This is a genomic window from Pantoea sp. EA-12, assembly GCF_030053355.1.
In the GTDB taxonomy this organism is placed as follows: Bacteria; Pseudomonadota; Gammaproteobacteria; order Enterobacterales; family Enterobacteriaceae; genus Pantoea; species Pantoea vagans_C.
Genome location: NZ_JASGBY010000008.1, coordinates 61,837 through 83,337 on the forward strand (window position 1 = coordinate 61,837; position 21,501 = coordinate 83,337).

Genomic DNA, 21,501 nt, shown 5'->3' on the forward strand with positions numbered 1-21,501 from the left:
TGGGCTTCTACATTATTTCAGTTCCAGCTCGTTCATTGCGGCAATGCTGAAGCCGCCATCAACGTGTACCACTTCACCGGTGATACCACCCGCCAGGTCTGAACACAGGAAGGCCGCAGAGTTACCCACGTCTTCGATGGTGACAGTACGGCGAATTGGCGTAACCGCTTCACAGTGAGCCAGCATCTTACGGAAATCTTTGATGCCAGAGGCTGCCAGGGTACGGATTGGACCCGCAGACACGGCGTTGACACGCGTACCTTCAGGACCCATTGCGTTCGCCATGTAGCGTACGTTTGCTTCCAGAGACGCTTTCGCCAGACCCATCACGTTGTAGTTCGGGATCGCGCGCTCTGCACCCAGGTAAGACAGGGTCAGCAGGGCTGAATTCGGGTTCAGCATCGCACGGCACTCTTTCGCCATCGCAACAAAGCTGTAGGCAGAGATGTCGTGAGCGATTTTGAAGCCTTCACGGGTCACGGCGTTTACGTAGTCACCATCTAACTGGTCGCCAGGGGCGAAACCAATCGAGTGAACGAAACCGTCAAATTTTGGCCAGGTTTTTGCCAGTTCGGTGAACAGCGCAGTGATGCTCTCGTCTTCTGCCACATCGCATGGCAGAACAATGTCAGAACCCAAATCTTTAGCGAACTCTTCCACACGACTTTTCAATTTGTCGTTCTGGTAGGTGAAAGCCAGTTCTGCGCCCTGTTTGTGCATCGCCTGTGCAATACCGTAGGCAATGGAGAGTTTACTGGCAACGCCAGTAATCAGAATGCGCTTACCGGAAAGAAAACCCATAGCTGTAATCCTTATGGTCATTGTTGTTGGCGGTCGCAATGGTTAGAAAGTGGGCGACCGACGTTAATCGACGTGCGGATTCTAGCACGTCTCTGTCAATTGCGGTAAACCGCACCGCGTTTTCCGCGATGCGCTGAACAATCAGCGTACTTTGCGCCAGGCTTCAGCGGTCAGTGCTTCACCAAAATGGCTGGTAATAAGACGTTTGGTGAGGTCATGCAACGGGGAAGCCAACACATCGGCCGTACCGCCACGTTCCACCACTTCACCCTGATGCATCACCAGCACCTGATCGCTGATGTGCTTCATCATGCCGAGATGCTGCGTCACATAAATATAGGCGATGCCATGCTTCTCCTGCAGTTCCAGCATCAGATTCACCAGTTGTGAGCGCATGGTCATATCCAGCGAGGCGAGGGCCTCATCCGCCACGATGACTTTTGGCTGTAAAATCAACGCACGCGCTAGCGCCAGACGCTGTTTCTGACCGGGGGCCAGCATGTGCGGATAGTAACCGGCATGATCGCGCAACAAACCCACCTGACGCAGCGTGGCGATAATGCGTTTTTCGCGCTCCTCATCATCTAACTCGGTGTTGAGGCGCAGCGGGAAATCGAGAATCTGGCTGACGCGCTGACGCGGATTCAGTGACGTAGACGGGTCCTGAAAAATCATGCGGATGCGTTGGCTGCGATAGCCGTAATCACCGTACTCCAGCGGATGGTCGTCGATCAACATCTCGCCATCCGTGGGTTCGATCATGCCGCTCAGCATCTTAGCCAGCGTAGATTTGCCCGAGCCGTTCTCGCCGATCACCGCCAGCGTCTGCTTCTCACGTAGGGTGAAACTCACCCCTTTTACCGCTTCAACATGCTGACGACGAAACAGCCCGGTACGATAGCGATAGGTTTTGCTCAGGTTACGCACTTCCAGCAGGGTTTCCATGCTTACTGGCCCTCGATATTTAACGGGAAGTGGCAAGCGAACAGATGCGCTTTATTGCCGCTCAGGCGCGGTGTCTCGATGCATTTGCGCTGCGCATACGGGCAGCGCGGACCAAGACGACAGCCAATCGGCAAGTGTTCCAGTGAGGGAATGGCACCGGACAGCGTATTCAGTCGACTTTTATGCGGTAAGGCGCTGCCAAAATCAGGCATCGCGCGGATCAGCGCCTGGGTGTAAGGATGGTGTGGTGTATCCATTAAATCTTCGCTTTGCGCGGTTTCCACGGTCTGACCGCAATACATCACATTAATGCGATCTGCCCATTGGCTCATGGTGCGCAGATCGTGGCTTATCAGCAAAATGGTGGTGTTGTTGTTCTGATTCAGGCGGCTCAGCAAGCGGAAAATTTGTGCTTGCGTGGTCGGCTCCATGGCATTGGTCGGTTCATCGGCGATCAACAAGCGAGGCTGATTAGCCAGCGCGATAGCGATCATCACCTTCTGGCATTCGCCTTCGGTCAGTTCGTACGGGAAACTGCGCATGATGTCTTTGTGATCTTTGATCCCCACGCGGTGCAGCAGTTCGATGGCACGCGCTTTGCGCCAGAACCATAAACGCTGATACCAATGGCCCTTGAAAGTCCAGCGTGGTATTGCCTGCATCAACTGACGGCCAATGCTCTCTGAAGGATCCAGACAAGACTGCGGCTCCTGAAAAATCATCGACACGTTGTGCCCAACAATGCGGCGACGTTCGCGTGGCGACAAACGCAGCAAGTCGATATCGTCAAACACCATGCGGTCTGCAGTGACGCGCCAGTTATCTTTGGTCACGCCGCAAATGGCTTTCGCAATCAGGCTCTTGCCCGAACCCGACTCACCCACCAGCCCGCGCACTTCCCCTTCTGTGAGCGTGAGATTGATGCGATCCACTGCTTTCACCGGGCCTTCGGAGGTCATGAATTCGATGGTGAGGTTACGAATATCAAGTAACGGCATTATTCAGCTCCCGCTTCTACGGCGCGACGGACGCCATCGCCCAGCAGGTTAACGATTAATACACTGACCATCAGCGCCACGCCGGGCAGCATCACTGTCCAGGGGGCGACATAAATCAGCTCCAGGGCGTCACCCAACATCGCGCCCCATTCGGGTGAGGGCAGTTGTGCACCCAGATCGAGAAAACCGAGCGCCGCGATGTCCAGAATCGCCATCGACAGAGAACGGGTAAATTCGCTGACCAGCAGCGGCAACACATTCGGCAGCACCGCGTTCCACAGAATATTCAGATTGCGCGCGCCATCAAGACGCAGTGCCACCACATACTCTTTCTCCATCTCATTATGGACGGCAGTATAAATCTCGCGCACCAGACGCGGGATAATCGCCAGAAACACCGCCAGCATCGCGTGTTCGAGGCGGGGCCCAAGAAAGGCCACCACGATAATCGCCAGCAGAAGTGACGGAATCGAGAGCAGGGTATCCAGCACGTGGTTCATCACCGCCGAGCGCAGGCCGTGCGTAATACCGGCCAGCACACCCAACACCAGCGCACATATTGCAGCCAGCACCGTCACTAAAATGGCGGAGCCCACGGTGGGCGCGACACCGCTCAACAAGCGGCTCAGCACATCACGACCCAGGTCATCGGTGCCAAGGAAGAAAGACACATCGCCGTAGCGTGACCAGGAGGGCGGCAGCAGCTGATAACCAAGAAACTGCTGGTCGATGCCATAAGGTGCCAGTAAGCCACCAAACAGGCACAGGAACAGCAGGATACCGAAACCATACAGGCCGATCATGCCGCTGGTGTCGCGGTAAAGGCGCTGCCAGAACAGACGGAATGGGCTGGGCAGGCGCTCTTCAGCGTAGATGTTATCTAAGGGCATACCATTCCTTGTGTTTCAATGGATTAAGTGCTGCACCGAGAATATCGGACAGGACGCTAACCAGAATCACTAAACCGCCAACCACCATCACCCCGGCCGAAATAGCGGCATAATCTTGTTGGCGAATCGCGTTAATCAACCAGCGGCCGATGCCCGGCCAGTTAAACACCACTTCGGTAATCATCGCCAGCGTCAGCATGGTGGAAAACTGCAAACCGAGACGCGGGATCACCGGCGGCAGGGCATTGTGCAGCACATGGCGGCGGATCACCGTGAAGCGCGAAAGTCCTCGTGTCGCTGCTGCTTTCACATAGTTTTTATCCATCACATCACTGGTACTGCTGCGCAGCAGTCGAATCACTTCGGTGGTGGGGGCAACGGCCAGCACGATGACGGGCAAAATCATATGCGTTAAAGCACTCATCAACATTTCGTGGCGCCACTTAGAAGGGCTTAACCAGGCATCAATAAGCGCAAAGCCGGTGATATTTTGCACCGGGTAGAGCAAATCAAAGCGCCCGGAAACCGGTAGCCAGCCGAGTGTCAGGGAGAAGAACAGGGTAAACAGCAGCGCCAGCCAGAAAATCGGCATGGAAAAACCGAGCAGGGCTAATGCGCTGATGGCTTTGTCCTGCCATTTTTTACGCATCACCCCGGCGCAAATGCCAAGGGGAATGCCCACCAGCAACGCCAGCATAAAGGCCAGCACGCACAGCTCCAGCGTCGCGGGGAAGACTTCGCGCAATTGCACATCAATCGGCTGACCGTTAGTACTGGAAACGCCAAAATCGAACTGCAGCAATCCTTTAAACCAGAACCACCAGGCATCAAACAGCGATGCACCCTCCAGCGGGGCATTGGGGGTGAAGTAGCTCAGGCTAAAGCTCACCAGCGACAGCAGAAATAGCGTTATCAGCAGCAACAGCAAACGACGCAATATGTAGATAATCATGCTTACTCCTCGCTGCTCTCATCACGGTAAACCCCGGCAAAGGAGGCGTTACCAAATGGGCTCAGCACTAACCCCTTAATATCGTGGCGATAGGCTTGTAAGCGCAGTGACGACGCCAGTGGCAAGACCGGTAACTCCTGCGCGAGAATCTGTTGCGCCTGATCATAACTATCAATACGCGCGGAGAGCTGTTGCGACAACAACGCATGTTGCAGCGCCTCGTCGAAAGCGGGCGAGCACCAGTGCGCGTAGTTAGTCTGCGACCGGATCGCCGCGCAGCTCAACAGCGGGCGGAAGAAGCTGTCCGGATCGTTACTGTCGGTGGCCCAGCCGGTCAGGGTTAAGTCATGGTTCATCGCCATCAACTGCGCCTCCTGGAAGCGACCCTCGACGGGCGCAATGGTGACGCGCACGCCAACCTGCGCCAAATCAGCCTGAAGCAGTTCAGCCGTTTTCAGCGGGCTGGGGTTCCAGGATTGCGAGGTGGTGGGCACCACTAAGCGCAAATGCAGATCTTCCAACCCGAGGGCTTTCAGCTCTTCACGGGCTTTGGCGGGATTGTACTCGGTGACGCGTGCATCGTTGTCATAGGCCCAGGAAGCACGCGGTAAAATCGAAGCGGCGGTTTCTGCCGTACCGTAATAGATCGACTCCATCAAACGTTCATTGTTGATGGCCAGCGCCAGCGCGTGACGCACTTCGGGGCGATCCAGTGGCGGTTTGCGGGTGTTAAACGCTAAATACGCAATGTTCATACCGGGGCGTAAGGTCATGCGCAAACGCGGATCGTCGCGCAAAATCGACAGCTGGCTGGCGGCGGGGTAAGCCAGCACGTCGCATTCACCGGTTAACAGTTTCGACAGACGTCCGGTGCCACCGACGCCCAGATCGATCACCACTTGCTGCAAGCGCGGGACGCCTTTCCAGTACTGTGGATTACGCGCCAGACGCAAGTATTGCCCAGTACGATATTCGCTTAACTGGAACGGGCCGGTGCCGACCGGTTCACGATCCAACTGCTCCTGCTGGCCTTTGGCCGTGAGTTTGTCAGCATACTCTTGTGACAATATCGGGGCGTAATGCGTCGCGATGTGCCACAGGAAAGAGGCATCAGGGCTGTTTAATCGGATTTCAACGGTATCGTTATCCAGCTTTTTCACACTCTGCACCGAGTCGGAAAACTGCAAACTGTCGAAATAGGGATAGCTGCCGCCGTTGACGTTGTGCCACGGGTGCTGACGATCAAACATGCGTGCAAAACTGAACACCACATCGTCGGCATTCATTTTACGCGTAGGTTTAAACCAGTTGGTGTGCTGGAACGACACGTCTTTACGCAGGTGGAAACGGTAGGTCGCGCCGTTATCGCGCACTTCCCAGCTCTGCGCCAGGTCGGGAATTAAGCGATAAGTGTAGGGATCAACATCCAGTAGACGATCATACAGCTGGGCAGCCAGCGTATCGACCACCAGGCCACTGCTGACCATCTGCGGATTAAATGTATTTACGGTGCCGTTAACGCAATAAACAAAGCCGCTGTTGCGGATGTTATCGGTTGGCGCAGCCAGCGCAGACGCACTCATTACGCTGAGACTGAGCAGCAGCGAAGACAATAATTTTGGCATAGAACTCAACGATTCTGAGGCAATAGCGAGAGTGTATCGCAAACGTCACGCACTCCCCAAATTCACGATACAACTGCGCTCTTTTTCGCCAAGATGAGCACGAGATAATCACACCGTTAGTGTGGAAATGAGAAAAATTCTCAATTAGGGCTTTACAGATGATAATAAGAATGATTATTATTCTTCTGCGCTTCGACGGTGGCTCTACCGAAGAAGAGCACGACATTGCTCACATTGCTTCCAGTATTAAGTTGCCCGTACTTTATAGTGCGGGCTTTTTTTTGTGTGACGTTTTTCCCGTCATCTTTCGCGCTGCTGCTGCGTTGGCTGCGCGCAGCCACCCTGGTCACATACTTATGTATGCTCCCAGGGATGTCCTCGCTTGCCGCCTTGCATCAACACGAAAGCTTTAGGGAAAAACGCCACACACCTGTGCAGTTAATTCATTCAGGCCGCCTGTCGCTAGGCGTGCTTCTACCTCATAACCGTAGCTATCGTCTTGCACGTCAAGCTGGTGCGGCCTTCAGGCCACCCGATGCCGGCATTGGGCGCGCTAAAGCTCGGCTCTGCAACATAACCGTAGCGGCGCGCTTTTGCTTTTTAAACTTCATCTCTGGCCTGAATCCCATGCTTCTTCATCATGGCGCGTAGCTGGTGGTAGGTCACCCGTAATAGCTCGGCGGCGCGGCGCTGGTTGAATTTTGCCTGCTGCAAACTGGCTTCCACCAACTCACGCTCTTGCTGGTTTTGCCATTGACGTAAATCGACTGGCAGAGTGGGTGATGTGCTGGCAACCGGGGGGGCAATGCTTTCCGGCGCCGCGCTGCGTGGGGCAAAGGGGTTAATGATGATGTTATCCAACTGCTCATCAACGCTGTGATGGCGATATACCGAACGCTCGACCACATTTTTCAACTCACGCACATTGCCTGGCCAAAGGTGATTAAGCAGCGTCTGCTGCGCGGCTTCGCTGAATCCGGGGAACAGCGGTAGGCCAAGTTCACGACACATCTGAATGGCAAAATGCTCGGCCATCACCAATATATCGCTACGGCGTTCGCGTAACGGCGGAAGCTGCACCACGTCAAAAGCCAAACGGTCCAGCAGGTCAGCACGGAATTTTCCGGCGGCGGCTAGCGCGGGCAAATCTTCATTGGTGGCGCACACCAAACGTACATTCACCTGCAACGATTGATTCCCGCCGACGCGTTCCAACTGCCCGTATTCGATCACGCGCAGCAGCTTCTCTTGCACCAGCATCGGGGCGGTAGCGAGCTCATCGAGAAACAGGGTACCCGCATCGGCACGTTCAAAGCGGCCCAAATGACGTTTCTGTGCCCCGGTAAACGCGCCCGCCTCATGCCCGAACAATTCGGAATCCAACAGATTTTCATTCAAGGCGGCACAGTTAAGAGAGATGAACGGGCCTTGCCAGCGATCGGAAAGATAGTGCAGACGGCTGGCAATCAGCTCTTTACCGGTGCCGCGTTCGCCAATCACCAGCACCGGTTTTTCCAGCGGTGCCAGACGAGAGACCTGCTCAAGCACTTCCAGAAAATTGTTTGATTCGCCCAACAGATTATCGTTGCCATTTGCCATGATGAATTTCGCCACACGTTAATCAATTTCACTACCTTAATCGATGACCAGACAGATGTAAAATATGCAAACTGCGATAAATCAATAGGTTAAAAGTTGGCATGCACTTTGTATTAGAAAACCCTGTACGAAACAATCACACGACACATTGAGGAACATCATTATGGGTATTTTTTCTCGTTTCGCTGACATCGTGAACGCCAACATCAATTCCCTGCTGGAGCGCGCCGAAGATCCGCAGAAACTGGTACGCCTGATGATTCAGGAAATGGAAGACACGCTGGTGGAAGTTCGCTCCACCTCTGCTCGTGCGCTGGCAGAAAAGAAACAGCTTTCACGTCGTATTGAGCAGGCTGAAATTCAGCAGGCTGAATGGCAGGAAAAAGCCGAACTGGCTATCAACAAAGGCAAAGAAGATCTCGCGCGTGCTGCCTTGATCGAAAAACAGAAACTTACCGACCTGATTGCCTCATTGCAGCAGGAAGCCGTTCAGGTTGAAGAAACTCTCGAACGCATGAAGGGTGAAATCGGTGAGCTGGAGAAAAAACTCACTGAAACCCGTGCCCGTCAGCAGGCATTGACGCTGCGTCATCAGGCGGCTTCTTCATCGCGTGATGTGCGTCGTCAGCTCGACAGCGGCAAGCTGGATGATGCCATGGCTCGCTTCGAATCGTTTGAACGCCGTATCGATCACATGGAAGCAGAGGCGGAAAGCCAGCGTTTCGGCAAGCCTAAAGGCTTAGATCAGGAATTCGCCGAGCTGAAAGCGGATGATGAAATCAGCCAGCAGCTGGCTGCGCTGAAAGCCAAAATGAACCGCAGCGAATGATCAAGACGGGCCTGTTAGCGGGCCCGTGGATAAAGGTGTACCTGAAAAAGGAAAATCAATGAGCGCACTATTCCTGGCCATCCCCTTAACGATCTTCGTGCTGTTTGTGGCACCGATCTGGTTATGGCTGCATTACAGCAACAAACGCAACGGTGGCGCGGAACTGTCATCAGGCGATATGCAGCGTCTGCAACAACTGACACAAGATGCGCGCCGTATGCGCGAACGTGTTGAAGCCCTGGAAGCGATTCTCGATGCTGAGCATCCGAACTGGAGGCAACCATGATGAATGGCCGCAAGCTGTGGCGCATCCCGCAGCAGGGAAAAATCCGTGGTGTGTGCGCGGGGCTGGCGGAGTATCTCGATATTCCGGTACGCCTGCTGCGCGTGATTGTGGTGTTGTCGCTGTTTTTCGGGCTGTTCATGTTCACGGTGGTGGCCTATTTCATTCTTGGCTTCGTCCTGGATGAGAAGCCGGAGGATGCGCCTGATCAACGTACGCCCACGGCGCGTGACATGCTGGATGAATTAGAGACCAGCTTACACCGTGACGAGCGCAACGTGCGGGATATTGAACGCTACGTCACCTCTGAAACCTTCAGTGTGCGCAGTCGTTTCCGCCAAATCTGATTTTCTTCCCCGGGCCCGGCAGCGGGTCCGCTTTCCGGTTTATCCTTAAGAGGTGGACATGCACAATCAGCGTTTTACTGCTCTGCGCCGTCGCGCAACGCCTGCGTTGAAGTCGGCGGGGAAATTGATCATCATCAGTGCAGTAACCTATGCGCCCGGCGGCCTGGCTGGCTGGGCAGTAAAATCGGTGGCGCGTCGCCCGTTGCGCTTGTTACTGGCGGCCGCCCTGGAACCGTTGCTGAGTAAGGTGTTTAATCGCCTGTCAGCGCGATTCGTCAGGGAGAACGATGAAAAGACTGCAAAATGAATTCGCGGCGTTGATGAACCGCGGTGTTGACCGCCATCTGCGCCTGGCGGTAACCGGTTTAAGCCGTAGCGGCAAAACGGCATTTATCACTTCGCTGGTTAACCAACTGCTTAATGTACACAGTGGTGCACGCTTACCGTTGTTCTCGGTGGTGCGCGAAGAGCGCCTGTTGGGCGTTAAGCGCGTACCCCAACGCGAACTCGGCACGCCGCGTTTTACCTATGACGAAGGGTTAGCGCAACTGTATGGCACACCGCCCGTCTGGCCCACGCCCACCCGTGGCGTGAGCGAAATGCGACTCGCACTACGTTATCGCCCAGAGCAGTCGCTGCTGCGCCACTTCAAAGATACCGCAACACTCTATCTCGAAATCGTTGATTACCCCGGTGAATGGCTGTTGGATTTACCCATGCTGGCACAGGATTACCTGGGCTGGTCGCGGCAGATGATGGGGCTGTTACAGGGGGATAGGCAGCTGTGGGCCGCGCGCTGGAAAAGCCTATGCGAGGACCTTGATCCTTTTGCTCCCGCCGATGAAAACCGTCTGGCCGCGATTGCAGCAGCCTGGACCGACTATCTGCACCAGTGCAAAAGTGAAGGTTTGCACTTTATCCAACCCGGACGGTTCGTGTTGCCGGGGGATATGGCCGGTGCACCTGCATTGCAATTCTTCCCGTGGCCGCAGGTGGATGAGATGCACGCCAGCAAGCTGTTACAGGCACCTGCAGGCAGTAACTTTGCCATGCTGCAGCAACGCTTTAACTACTATTGCCAGCATGTGGTGAAAGGCTTCTACAAAAATCATTTCCTGCGCTTTGATCGTCAGATCGTGCTGGTGGATTGCCTGCAACCCCTCAATAGCGGTCCGCAGGCGTTCAATGACATGCGTCTGGCGCTGACCCAACTGATGCAGAGTTTTCATTACGGTCAACGCACCTTGTTCCGTCGGCTGTTTTCACCGGTGATCGATAAACTGTTGTTTGCCGCCACCAAGGCTGACCATGTCACCGCCGATCAGCACGCCAATATGGTGTCGCTGTTACAGCAGTTGGTGCAGGATGCCTGGCAAAACGCGGCGTTTGAAGGGATCAGTATGGATTGCCTTGGGCTGGCATCGGTACAGGCTACCGAGAGTGGTCTGGTGGATCATCGTGGCGAAAAGTTACCCGCCTTGCGTGGTCATCGTCTCGATGATGGGGAAGCTTTGACCTTCTATCCTGGTGAAGTGCCGCCGCGCTTGCCGGGTCATCAGTTCTGGCAACAACAGGGCTTTCAGTTTGAACAGTTCCGGCCGCAGCAGCTTGATGTCGATCGGCCGCTGCCGCACATTCGCATGGATGCCGCGCTGGAATTTCTTTTAGGAGATAAATTGCGATGAGCGACGAAACCCCTTTAAAACCGCGCATTGATTTTGCCCGACCGCTGGAAGCGGAAGCGGAGAAGCCATTGCGTGCCGCACAAACGTTTAGCGCAGACGCTGAAAGTGCCTTTCTTGCTACCGCCGAAACAGAGGTGCTGGAAGAGGGCGCAGGCGAAAAGGTTGTCGAAGCGGCGCTGCGGCCAAAACGCAGTTTGTGGCGCAAAATGGTTGGCGCCGGGCTGTCGATATTTGGCGTGAGCGTGGTCGCTCAGGGCGTTCAGTGGTTGCATGATGCCTGGATCACGCGTGACTGGTTCTCTCTTGGCACCGGTGTTGCGGGTGGTCTGATTGTGGTGGCAGGTACAGGTGCAGTGATCGGCGAATGGCGACGACTCTATCGTTTACGCCAGCGTGCAGAAGAGCGCGATGTTGGGCGTGAACTTTTGAATAGTCACGGTATCGGCAAGGGACGCGCGTTTTGCGAGAAGCTGGCGCAGCAGGCGCAACTCGATCAGGCGCATCCCGCTTTACAGCGTTGGCATGCGGCACTGCATGAAACCCACAATGACCGCGAAATCGTGCTGCTGTACGCGCAGCTGGTGCAACCGGTGTTAGACCGTCAGGCACATCGTGAAATCAGCCGCCATGCGGCGGAATCCACCTTGATGATCGCCGTAAGCCCGCTGGCGTTAGTGGATATGGCATTTATCGCCTGGCGCAACCTGCGTCTGGTGAACCGCATTGCCGCGATATATGGCATTGAACTGGGTTATTTCAGTCGTATCCGGCTGTTTCGTTTGGTGCTGCTGAATATGGCGTTCGCTGGGGCATCTGAGTTGGTGCGTGAAGTGGGCATGGACTGGATGTCGCAGGATATTGCGGCCCGACTTTCAGCGCGTGCAGCACAGGGCATTGGCGCTGGCTTGCTGACTGCGCGTCTCGGCATTAAAGCGATGGAATTATGCCGTCCGTTACCCTGGTTAGAGGACGATAAACCGCGACTGGGTGACTTCCGCCGCGAACTGCTGGGGCAGTTAAAAGAATCCCTGGTAAAAGGCGGGGATAAAGCAGATAAGCCTGCTAAATAATCGCTCATTGTTCACCTTTCACGCTGCGCAAGGCGTGAAAGGTGAAATTATCTGTGTTAATTGTGATATTCGGCGGGATTAATGCTGGGCGTTCCGCTACACTTCTTCGCGTCACCTGCCTCGAACTGTCAACTTTTCATGACAGCCCCCTTCTGAGGCGCTGCAAGTTAGCGTATTATCTCTAAAATCAAAACCTGACTAAGGCTCATCGCAATGCGTTTGGAAGTTTTCTGCCAGGACCGCATCGGTCTGGCGCGCGAGCTACTCGACCTGCTGGTTGCGCGCAACATCGACTTGCGCGGTATCGAAATTGCGCCATTTGGTCGCATCTACCTCAATTTTTCCGCACTGGAATTTGAACCGTTCAGCAATCTGATGGCGGAAATCCGCCGTACACCTGGCGTGACAGATGTGCGCACCGTCAGCTACATGCCTTCGGAGCGCGAGCATCGTGCCTTGAGCGCATTATTGATTGCGATGCCGGAACCGGTGTTCTCTATTGACCTCAAATGCAAGGTTGAGCTGGCCAACCCGGCGGCGCAGAGCCTGTTTAACCTCGACGAGCAAAAGCTGCGCAATCAAAATGCGGCCACGCTGATTACGGGTTTTAACTTCCAGCGTTGGATTGAAAACGAGCGCGTCGAAGCCCAGGCACAGCATGTGGTGATTCAGGGGCGTGATTTCCTGATGGAGGCCCGACCGATTTACATGGCTGAGGAAGAGGGGCAGAGCGACCAGCCGGTGGGCGCGATGATTACCCTGAAATCCACCGCGCGCATGGGCCGCCAGTTGCAGAATCTCACCGTGACTGATGAGTCCGAGTTTGACCATATTGTTGCCGTGACGCCGAAGATGCGCCAGGTCATCGATCAGGCGCGTAAACTGGCGATGCACGATGCCCCGTTACTGATTGTGGGGGATACCGGCACCGGTAAAGATATGCTGGCGCGCGCGTGCCATCTTCGCAGTGCGCGCGGTAAAAAACCGTTCCTGGCGCTGAACTGCGCATCGCTGCCGGATGATGTGGCAGAGAGCGAACTGTTTGGCCATGCTGCCGGAGCATACCCGAACGCGCTGGAAGGCAAAAAAGGGTTCTTTGAGCAGGCCAACGGTGGCTCGGTGTTGCTGGATGAAATCGGCGAGATGTCACCGCGTATGCAGACCAAACTGCTGCGTTTCCTCAACGACGGTACCTTCCGCCGTGTCGGTGAAGAGCATGAAGTGCATGTTGATGTGCGCGTGATTTGCGCGACACAGAAGAACCTGATCGAGCTGGTACAACGGGGTGAGTTTCGTGAAGACCTGTTCTATCGGCTTAATGTCCTGACGCTCAACCTGCCGCCGCTGCGCGAACGTCCACTGGATATCCTGCCGCTGACGGAGATGTTTGTCGCCCGTTTCGCCGATGAGCAGGGTTTACCTCGCCCACGTTTGTCACCGCAGCTGGCACCGTTCCTGACCCGCTACAACTGGCCGGGCAACGTAAGACAGCTCAAAAACGCGCTGTACCGTGCGTTAACGCAGCTGGAAGGCTATGAGCTTCGTCCACAAGATATTGTGTTGCCTGAGCAGGCACTGGATGTCTCACTGGGAGAAGAAGCGATGGAAGGGTCGCTGGATGAGATCACCAGCCGCTTTGAGCGTTCAGTGTTGACGCGTCTTTATCTGTCCTATCCCAGCACACGTAAACTGGCGAAGCGCCTTGGGGTTTCCCATACCGCGATTGCCAATAAACTGCGTGAATATGGGTTAGGGCAAAAGCGCGGCGAAAACGAATAACCCTGTGTCTCCGGAAATAAAAACGCCGTCTTTCGACGGCGTTTTTGTCTGTTTCAGACTTATTTCAGTGATGCCAGCGCAGCATCGTAGTTCGGCTCTTCGGTGATTTCGTTCACCAGTTCGCTGTAAACCACTTTATCGTTCTCATCCAGCACCACTACGGCACGTGCAGTCAAACCTTTCAGTGGGCCATCGGCAATCGCCACACCGTAATCTTCTTTGAACTCGGCACCACGCAGTGCTGACAGCGTCACGACATTGCTGATGTTTTCCGCGCCGCAGAAGCGAGACTGAGCAAACGGCAGGTCTGCTGAAATACACAGCACCACGGTATTGTCCGCTTCAGCAGAGCGTTCATTAAACTTGCGCACTGAAGTGGCACACACGCCGGTATCAATACTTGGGAAAATGTTCAGAACTTTGCGTTTACCTGCATACTTAGAAAGGGATACGTCACTAAGATCTTTAGCCACCAGGCTGAAAGGTTTAGCTTGTTCGCCTGCCTGCGGGAAGTGACCTGCAACGGGGACTGGGTTACCCTGGAAGTGAACATTCTGAGACATACGATTTCCTTTTAAACGAAGAATTAATCTGGCATTAACCTACCAGAGCAGATATAGCGTTTGTTTATGACATAATTTTGAAGGGTTTACGAGTGCATTTCGTGGTGAAGACCGAGCCGGTTCGCAATTAAGTGGCAGATTTAAGGAGAATGAATGAGAACAGTGAAGAGTTATCCGGAAGCCTGGCCGTTGCATTCGCCGTTTGTGATTTCACGCGGAAGCCGGACAGAAGCGCATGTGGTGGTGGTGGAAATCGAACAGGACGGCATAAAAGGTGTCGGTGAAGCTACGCCTTATGCGCGTTATGGCGAGAGTGAAGAGTCGGTGCTGCAACAAATTGCCTCGCAGCTGCCTGCGATACAAAACGGCATGACGCGTGCAGCGCTGCAACAGGCATTGCCTGCTGGTGCTGCCCGTAACGCCCTTGACTGTGCCTTATGGGATCTTGAGTGTCAGCAGCAGGGTAAAACGCTACAAGCACTGTGTGAAGTGCAACTGGCCGATAGCATAGATACCGCGCATACCGTCAGCATAGATACCCCAGAAGCGATGGCCAGCAGCGCGCTGGCGCTGTGGCAGCATGGCGCGCGACTGCTGAAGATCAAACTCGATAATCACCTGATCAGTGAGCGGCTGGTGGCGATTCGCACGGCAGTGCCGGAAGCCACGTTAATCGTTGATGCTAACGAATCCTGGCATGCTGAAGGGTTGGCGGCGCGTTGCCAGTTACTGGCAGATTTGAACGTCGCCATGCTGGAACAACCGCTGCCTGCCGCCGAAGACGCCGCGCTGGCCAACTTTATTCACCCCTTACCGATTTGTGCCGACGAAAGCTGCCATACACGTGAACAACTGGGACAACTGCAGGGGCGCTACCAAATGGTCAACATCAAGCTGGATAAAACAGGGGGGTTAACAGAGGCACTGGCGCTGGCGAAAGAAGCCCGGCAACAGGGCTTTGCGGTGATGCTGGGCTGTATGCTCTGCACCTCACGCGCTATTCGAGCAGCACTGCCCTTGACGCCAATTGCAAAATTCGCCGATCTTGACGGCCCAACCTGGCTGGCTGCAGATGTTGAGCCGTCACTGCACTTCTCTCAGGGGGTGCTTAATCTCGCGGCTGCCAACGCAGCAGATTAATCATCGCTTCCAGGTACACTTCGGTGGCTTCATCGACCGATATCGGCGGCATCTCGGCGGTAATGCACAACAAGCCGAGATCGTCGCACCAACTGCCAAATGAGCCTGGCGTGGCGTAACCCACGCTGCTCACCACCGGCAACTGTGTTTGTTGCGCCAGCCACTGCGCTAAAGTGCTGTGATGTGGATCGTCGATACAGGCCAGCGGTTCATGCCAGGTGACCACCCAGCTCGGTTTGATCTGGTGAATTAACTGGCACAGCGCCTGGGTTTCGGGCTCCGAAGCAGGGCGGCTTCCGGTGGAGAGTACCACATCGCGCTCATCAGCGGCGCTGTTCCAGCGATAGACGGTGTCGCCAGTTTGCCAGTTTGCCGCCGGGAAGTTGCGATTCAGATCCACGCCATTGGCATTAGCACGCAGCCCAAGCTGGCATCCATCCGGATTGACCGCCAGCACCACATGATGGCGACGCAACGCTTCCGGCAAGGTGCGCATCGCGCCTGAAAGGGTTGCTACGGCGGCATTCTCATCGCCGTGCGTGCCAGCAATAATTAATCCACTCTCAGCATCCGCCGCGGGAGCAGGAAACCACAACAGCGGTGCACCCAGCACCGACTGACCATATTGTTGCCAGACGGCATCGAGCTTGCCGCGCAGCGGACGGGGATGGTGTGACGACATGACATTCCTCTCTGAAAACGTGCAATGCAGCCTGGTTGCGGCTGGCGTTCAAGATGAAAAGTGTGACCGGGAAACCAGCCTCAACATAACGGTAATCAGCGCGCAGGGAAATAGCTATATATCAATCAGCGATTTGCGATAAAGTGCCGAAAGTCGCTGGCGACACAAACTTCTTCGCGGTCGCCATTTTTTGGGTTAAGGAGTGGTGATGAAACTGACTTTCCGCAAGACGCTGGCTGCCGTTTTAATTGCTGGCGCATTCACACCCGTTTTTGCTGCTGACGTGCCGCCGGGCGCACAGTTAGCCGGCTCGCAGGAAATCGTCCGTCATATTAAAGATGAACCCGCCTCGCTCGATCCGATGAAGGCCGTCGGCCTGCCGGAAATCCAGGTGATGCGCGATCTGTTTGAAGGGCTCACCAACCAGGATGCTCACGGTAAAATTGTTCCGGGTGTGGCGCTGAGCTGGAGCAGCAACGACAACAAAACCTGGATCTTCACTTTGCGCAAAGATGCACGCTGGTCGAATGGCGATCCGGTTACCGCGCAGGATTTTGTCTACAGCTGGCAACGTTTAGTCGATCCCAAAAACAGTTCGCCGTTTGCCTGGTTTGCCGCGTTAAGCGGCATGGAAAATGCGGAGGCCATCACCAAAGGGCTGATGAGCCCCGATAAACTGGGCGTGACAGCAACGGATGCCACACATCTTAAAGTGACATTGTCACGGCCTGTGCCGTGGTTCCCCAGCATGGTGGCCAATGCCGCGATGTATCCGGTGCCACAAAAAGTGATTGAACAAAACGGCGATGGCTGGACGTCACCAGGTAAACTGGTCGGGAATGGCGCCTATCAGCTGCAGGATAGAGTCGTGAACGAGAAGATTGTGCTGGTACGTAATCCGCATTACTGGGATGACAGCCACTCCGTGCTGACCAAAGTGACCTTTATCCCGATCAATGAAGAGTCGAGCGCCACCAAGCGCTATCGTGCCGGTGACATTGATATCACCGAGTCCTTCCCGAAAAATATGTACGCGCTGCTGAAAAAAGAGTTGCCTGGTCAGGTTTACACGCCGGATCAGTTGGGTACTTACTACTACGCGTTTAATACCGAGAAAGGGCCAACCGCCGACGTGCGGGTGCGTAAAGCGCTTTCGTGGAGCATCGATCGCCGCATCATCGCCGAGAAAGTACTGGGCACGGGTGAAAAACCAGCCTGGCATTTCACGCCAGACGTCACCGCAGGCTTTACCCCGCAACAAAGTTATCTGCAACAGCATAGCCAGCAAGAGTTAAACGCCCAGGCGAAGGCATTGTTGACCGCTGCAGGCTACGGCCCTGGCAAACCATTGCACCTGACGCTGTTATACAACACCTCTGAGAGTCATCAGAAGATTGCCATCGCGGTGGCCTCAATGTGGAAAAAGAACCTCGGCGTGAATGTGACGTTGCAGAATCAGGAGTGGAAAACCTACATAGACAGCCGTAACAGCGGGAGTTTTGATGTGATTCGCGCCTCATGGGTGGGTGATTACAACGAACCTTCAACCTTCCTGAGCTTGTTGACCTCGACCCACAGCGGCAATATCGCCCGTTTCCACAGTGCAGACTATGATGCGGTGCTGAGCAAAGCCAGCATGGAAACCAGCGTGGCGGCGCGTAACACCGATTACAACAAAGCCGAGCAGATCATCGCCGATCAGGCGCCGATCGCCCCGATCTATCAATACACGAATGGACGGTTGATCAAACCCTGGGTGAAAGGTTATCCCATCACCAATCCAGAAGATGTGGCCTACAGCCGCGAACTGTGGATTGAGAAGCACTAAAGTGCGGGCCGCCATGAATGGGTTAATGCTTGTCTGTTAAGCGCCAGAGGGTCGCCATGAATGGCGACCCTACAAGAATGGATGTCGTTTTTAGAAGGGTGCACATTTATGCGCACCTGGATTCATTGTTATTTCCCGCCTGTCATCTTTGCTCACAGCCTGATGATTGCAACTCGTCTGCGCCACGCTAGACTGTATCGTATTGATTTTGATAGTGAGGCGCGTACGTGAACGTCATTGAAGGAAAAGCGTTAAAAGTTTCGGATGCCATCATCTCTTGCCAGCTAGATGGCAAAGGTGGCGTGATTGCCATCGAAGACAAAGATGTCATCAACTGTGAGCGTCATTGCTGGCTGCACCTGAACTACACTCAGCGCCAAAGCGCCGAATGGCTGCAAAATACTCCTTTGATCCCCGATTCAGTACGCGATGCGCTGGCTGGCGACAGCATGCGTCCGCGCGTCACACGACTGGGCGATGGCTTTATGATCGTGCTGCGTAGCGTCAACCATAACGCCGATTCTCGTCCTGACCAGCTCGTCGCGATGCGGGTATTTATCAATGACAAACTGATTGTCTCTACTCGCCGCCGCAAAGTGTACGCCATCGATACGGTTCTCAGCGATCTGCAAAATGGCAACGGTCCAGTGGACGGTGGCAGTTGGTTGGTAGATGTGTGTGATGCGCTGACCGATCACGCCAGTGAATTTATCGAGGAGATGCACGATAAAATTATTGAGCTGGAAGATGCCTTGATGGATCAGCAGGTGCCGGCTCGCGGTGAGTTAGCGCTGCTGCGCAAGCAATTGATCGTGATGCGACGTTATATGGCGCCGCAGCGAGATGTGTATGCGCGTCTGGCCAGTGAGAAGCTGCCGTGGATGAACGATGACGATCGCCGTCGCATGCAGGACGTAGCCGATCGCCTGGGGCGCGGTTTAGACGATCTTAATGCAGGCGTGGCGCGTACCGGCATTCTGGCCGATGAAGTGGCATCGTTACTGGCGGAATCGATGAACCGCCGTACCTACACCATGTCACTGATGGCAATGATTTTTCTGCCAGCAACATTCCTGACCGGCCTGTTTGGTGTCAACCTCGGCGGTATACCGGGCGGCAGCTGGCCATTGGGCTTCACCGCATTTTGCGTATTACTTCTGGTGATGGTGGTGGGCGTAGCGGTTTGGCTCAAACGCCGCAAATGGCTGTGATGCTTGTTAGTCAGTTGCTTTGTCACCTTCACGGTCAACATTCGCGGCAAATGCGCAATAAATTGGGTTGGGGAGAATATGGCTGCCATCACTGGCCACAGCAATGACAATGCTAAAAGCCCCGTGAAGGCCAGCCCGAAGAGCAAAGCGTCCGCCGCCGGGAGCGGCGGCCGATCTGCATGGATGCGAGATTCCTTTGCGATCGGGCTGACCTTGATGGGGCTGTGCACGATACCCACAGCAACCCCAGCCAGACCAGCAAAAGTGTTACCCATGTGCCCGGATGTACCTTTATGTGTACCGCAGGCATATGCATTTTTTGCTCTAGTGAGCGGCATTAGATAAGCAGTGATGTTAATGCTGGGTTGCTACCAGGTAACCTATTGTTAAGTAAGCCCGACCAATTCATAAAGCGAAGAAAACCTGATCGAAATCAATAACGGGATCGCCTAACAGAGGCAAACTCTCTCTCGCAGGTGAATGCAACGTCAAGCGATGGGCGTTGCGCTCCATATTGTCTTACTTCCTTTTTTGAATTATTGCATAGCACATATAATTCGTACGACGCCGGCTATCCGCCGGCTTTTTTTTTGCCGCTTGGCTTCTCCGCGTTTCCTTTCCTAAGCTTTAAATTCATTCCGCGACAAGGAGCAGGGCATGCGAGAACTGATTGCCAGCGAACCTATCCCAACCGATCCACCACCGATTCCCGAACCGATCCCTCATCCCCAGCCGATTCCGCAACCGGATCCGCCTTACGACCCTGAGTTTCCACCGATTATCGATCCGCCTCCCCATCGTTAATAAAAAAGGCGCAGAGCCAGAGCGCTGCGCCTTTTCATAACCGGAATAAGATTACTTAATCTCTAATACATCCAGTCGCACGCTGAGTTCAGCAACGTCTTCGTCTTCTGGCTGCCAGCCAGCAGGTTGTGTTGGCAGGGTTTCCCGGTCAAAACCAATATCGCCGCCGTTCACCACTGCATCACCGTGTTTAATGCCTTTGAAGTCGAACAGATTGATATCGGCCATATGCGAAGGCACGATGTTCTGCATCGCGCTGAACATGGTCTCAATGCGGCCAGGATAACGCTTATCCCAGTCACGCAGCATATCGGCCACGACCTGACGTTGCAGGTTAGGCTGTGAGCCACACAGGTTGCACGGGATAATCGGATACTGACGCGCTTCGGCAAAGCGGATAATGTCTTTCTCACGGCAGTAGGCCAGCGGGCGGATCACAATATGCTTGCCATCATCACTCATCAGCTTTGGCGGCATGCCTTTCATTTTTCCGCCGTAGAACATGTTCAGGAACAGCGTCTGCAAAATATCGTCGCGATGATGACCGAGCGCAATCTTGGTACAACCCAGCTCTGTGGCGGTGCGGTAAAGAATGCCGCGGCGCAGACGTGAGCAGAGTGAACAGGTGGTTTTGCCTTCTGGGATTTTTTCTTTAACGATGGAGTAGGTGTCTTCGTTAACGATCTGATACTCAACGCCTAATTCATCCAGATATGCGGGCAGAATGTGCGCTGGGAAGCCGGGTTGTTTCTGATCGAGATTCACCGCCACCAGCGAAAAGTTCACCGGTGCGCTCTGCTGCAAATTACGCAGAATTTCCAGCATGGTGTAGCTGTCTTTACCACCAGACAGGCAAACCATGATGCGATCGCCTTCTTCAATCATGTTGAAATCGGCGATGGCTTCACCCACGTTACGACGCAGGCGCTTCTGAAGCTTGTTCAGATTGTATTGTTCTTTTTTGGTTACTTCTTGATTTTCTGACATTATTTTCACGCTTGAGAGTGAAGGTAAGGGCCGTTAGCGGCTGAAAAAGCTTCAGCGGCAATAAACCCCTCTAACATGAGTGCGTATGGTACGGATTGCGGGCGCGAATGCCAGATCTGATGTGATCTCTTTTTACGCCGCCGCATCTGATGCTTGCGATAAAAGCGCACACTTTGCCAGAACATTCTGCCCATTTATTGATCTGGGTAAAGATTGGACACCTTCGCGCCTGACAGGATGGAAGCAGAGTTTTTTTAGTTTCTAAAGGTGAGGAGAGGCAAATGCAAACGTACGACATGGTATTTGAAGAAGCGTGCCGGTTAGTCGGGCAGTGCTATCTGGAGCTGGCTCAGCGCGGATCCGCAACAGAAAAAGAGGTGGTGGCGACCGAATTGCGTAACCTGCAACTGCGCTACCGTGAGTTGACCGGTTCACCTAATCGCGCGGTGGAGATGGCGATTATTCAGCTGAATCCGTGTTGAT

General features: G+C 54.4%; 22 protein-coding genes. 12 read left to right on the forward strand and 10 right to left on the reverse strand.

Annotation, left to right across the window (positions count from 1 at the left end; translation table 11 throughout):
- Positions 1-12: 12 nt before the first annotated feature.
- From fabI to pspF, 7 genes are all read right to left on the reverse strand, one after another.
- Positions 13-801: an enoyl-ACP reductase FabI gene (gene fabI / locus QMZ30_RS13890; protein WP_007892455.1), complete on the reverse strand. Its 789-nt coding sequence runs from the start codon at positions 799-801 to the stop codon at positions 13-15.
- A gap of 141 nt (positions 802-942) precedes the next feature.
- Positions 943-1,746 (reverse strand): putrescine export ABC transporter ATP-binding protein SapF, encoded by an 804-nt coding sequence (sapF, locus tag QMZ30_RS13895; protein ID WP_039336688.1) that lies wholly within the window; start codon positions 1,744-1,746, stop codon positions 943-945.
- Positions 1,747-1,748: 2 nt separating this feature from the next.
- Positions 1,749-2,744 (reverse strand): putrescine export ABC transporter ATP-binding protein SapD, encoded by a 996-nt coding sequence (gene sapD, locus QMZ30_RS13900; protein ID WP_283227814.1) that lies wholly within the window; start codon positions 2,742-2,744, stop codon positions 1,749-1,751.
- A complete protein-coding gene (gene sapC, locus QMZ30_RS13905; protein ID WP_283227815.1) occupies positions 2,744-3,634 on the reverse strand; it encodes a putrescine export ABC transporter permease SapC in 891 nt (296 codons plus the stop codon). Before sapC ends, sapD begins: the two co-directional genes overlap by 1 nt.
- Entirely contained in the window at positions 3,621-4,586 is a 966-nt protein-coding gene (gene sapB / locus QMZ30_RS13910) for a putrescine export ABC transporter permease SapB (RefSeq protein WP_283227816.1), read from the reverse strand. Before sapB ends, sapC begins: the two co-directional genes overlap by 14 nt.
- A gap of 2 nt (positions 4,587-4,588) precedes the next feature.
- The gene (sapA, locus tag QMZ30_RS13915; RefSeq protein ID WP_059109786.1) at positions 4,589-6,211 is read right to left on the reverse strand and encodes an ABC transporter substrate-binding protein SapA; all 1,623 of its coding nucleotides are present in this window, start codon (positions 6,209-6,211) and stop codon (positions 4,589-4,591) included.
- 600 nt (positions 6,212-6,811) lie between these two features.
- Positions 6,812-7,810 (reverse strand): phage shock protein operon transcriptional activator, encoded by a 999-nt coding sequence (pspF, locus tag QMZ30_RS13920; protein WP_283227947.1) that lies wholly within the window; start codon positions 7,808-7,810, stop codon positions 6,812-6,814.
- A 163-nt stretch (positions 7,811-7,973) separates the two neighbouring features.
- Here pspF and pspA point away from each other — a divergent pair, with 163 nt between their 5' ends.
- The 7 genes from pspA (at position 7,974) to tyrR (ending at position 13,803) form a co-directional block, all read left to right on the forward strand.
- The gene (gene pspA, locus QMZ30_RS13925) at positions 7,974-8,639 is read left to right on the forward strand and encodes a phage shock protein PspA (protein ID WP_039333501.1); all 666 of its coding nucleotides are present in this window, start codon (positions 7,974-7,976) and stop codon (positions 8,637-8,639) included.
- A 58-nt stretch (positions 8,640-8,697) separates the two neighbouring features.
- Positions 8,698-8,925 carry an envelope stress response membrane protein PspB gene (pspB, locus tag QMZ30_RS13930; protein WP_034821383.1) on the forward strand — a complete coding sequence of 76 codons (228 nt, stop codon included), beginning with the start codon at positions 8,698-8,700 and terminating at the stop codon, positions 8,923-8,925.
- Positions 8,922-9,269: an envelope stress response membrane protein PspC gene (gene pspC / locus QMZ30_RS13935; RefSeq protein WP_039333497.1), complete on the forward strand. Its 348-nt coding sequence runs from the start codon at positions 8,922-8,924 to the stop codon at positions 9,267-9,269. The genes pspB and pspC overlap by 4 nt, the downstream gene beginning before the upstream one ends.
- 58 nt (positions 9,270-9,327) lie before the next feature.
- The gene (pspD, locus tag QMZ30_RS13940) at positions 9,328-9,576 is read left to right on the forward strand and encodes a phage shock protein PspD (RefSeq protein ID WP_283227817.1); all 249 of its coding nucleotides are present in this window, start codon (positions 9,328-9,330) and stop codon (positions 9,574-9,576) included.
- Positions 9,557-10,954, forward strand: coding sequence for a YcjX family GTP-binding protein (locus QMZ30_RS13945; protein ID WP_283227818.1), 1,398 nt, complete (start codon positions 9,557-9,559; stop codon positions 10,952-10,954). The genes pspD and QMZ30_RS13945 overlap by 20 nt, the downstream gene beginning before the upstream one ends.
- Positions 10,951-12,024 carry a YcjF family protein gene (locus tag QMZ30_RS13950; protein ID WP_283227819.1) on the forward strand — a complete coding sequence of 358 codons (1,074 nt, stop codon included), beginning with the start codon at positions 10,951-10,953 and terminating at the stop codon, positions 12,022-12,024. The genes QMZ30_RS13945 and QMZ30_RS13950 overlap by 4 nt, the downstream gene beginning before the upstream one ends.
- Positions 12,025-12,237: 213 nt before the next feature.
- Positions 12,238-13,803, forward strand: coding sequence for a transcriptional regulator TyrR (tyrR, locus tag QMZ30_RS13955; protein WP_283227820.1), 1,566 nt, complete (start codon positions 12,238-12,240; stop codon positions 13,801-13,803).
- A gap of 59 nt (positions 13,804-13,862) precedes the next feature.
- Here the strand turns inward: tyrR and tpx are convergent, their stop codons facing one another.
- The gene (gene tpx, locus QMZ30_RS13960; protein WP_039333485.1) at positions 13,863-14,366 is read right to left on the reverse strand and encodes a thiol peroxidase; all 504 of its coding nucleotides are present in this window, start codon (positions 14,364-14,366) and stop codon (positions 13,863-13,865) included.
- A 153-nt stretch (positions 14,367-14,519) separates the two neighbouring features.
- On the opposite strand from tpx, the gene ycjG reads away from it, so the two are divergent.
- On the forward strand, positions 14,520-15,506 hold the full coding sequence (ycjG, locus tag QMZ30_RS13965) for an L-Ala-D/L-Glu epimerase (RefSeq protein ID WP_283227821.1): 987 nt from the start codon (positions 14,520-14,522) through the stop codon (positions 15,504-15,506).
- On the opposite strand, the gene mpaA is transcribed toward ycjG, so the two are convergent.
- A complete protein-coding gene (gene mpaA / locus QMZ30_RS13970; protein ID WP_283227822.1) occupies positions 15,475-16,188 on the reverse strand; it encodes a murein tripeptide amidase MpaA in 714 nt (237 codons plus the stop codon). The genes ycjG and mpaA overlap by 32 nt on opposite strands.
- Before the next feature lie 208 nt (positions 16,189-16,396).
- Here mpaA and QMZ30_RS13975 point away from each other — a divergent pair, with 208 nt between their 5' ends.
- From QMZ30_RS13975 to QMZ30_RS13985, 3 genes are all read left to right on the forward strand, one after another.
- On the forward strand, positions 16,397-18,016 hold the full coding sequence (locus QMZ30_RS13975) for a peptide ABC transporter substrate-binding protein (RefSeq protein ID WP_283227823.1): 1,620 nt from the start codon (positions 16,397-16,399) through the stop codon (positions 18,014-18,016).
- A gap of 227 nt (positions 18,017-18,243) precedes the next feature.
- Positions 18,244-19,227, forward strand: coding sequence for a zinc transporter ZntB (zntB, locus tag QMZ30_RS13980; protein WP_283227824.1), 984 nt, complete (start codon positions 18,244-18,246; stop codon positions 19,225-19,227).
- Positions 19,228-19,884: 657 nt separating this feature from the next.
- Positions 19,885-20,031, forward strand: a complete 147-nt coding sequence (locus tag QMZ30_RS13985) for a hypothetical protein (RefSeq protein ID WP_167347659.1) — start codon at positions 19,885-19,887, stop codon at positions 20,029-20,031.
- Positions 20,032-20,082: 51 nt separating this feature from the next.
- Here the strand turns inward: QMZ30_RS13985 and ttcA are convergent, their stop codons facing one another.
- A complete protein-coding gene (gene ttcA / locus QMZ30_RS13990; RefSeq protein ID WP_283227825.1) occupies positions 20,083-21,018 on the reverse strand; it encodes a tRNA 2-thiocytidine(32) synthetase TtcA in 936 nt (311 codons plus the stop codon).
- Positions 21,019-21,299: 281 nt separating this feature from the next.
- Here ttcA and QMZ30_RS13995 point away from each other — a divergent pair, with 281 nt between their 5' ends.
- Positions 21,300-21,500: a DUF2767 family protein gene (locus QMZ30_RS13995; RefSeq protein ID WP_039333472.1), complete on the forward strand. Its 201-nt coding sequence runs from the start codon at positions 21,300-21,302 to the stop codon at positions 21,498-21,500.
- Position 21,501 lies beyond the last annotated feature (1 nt).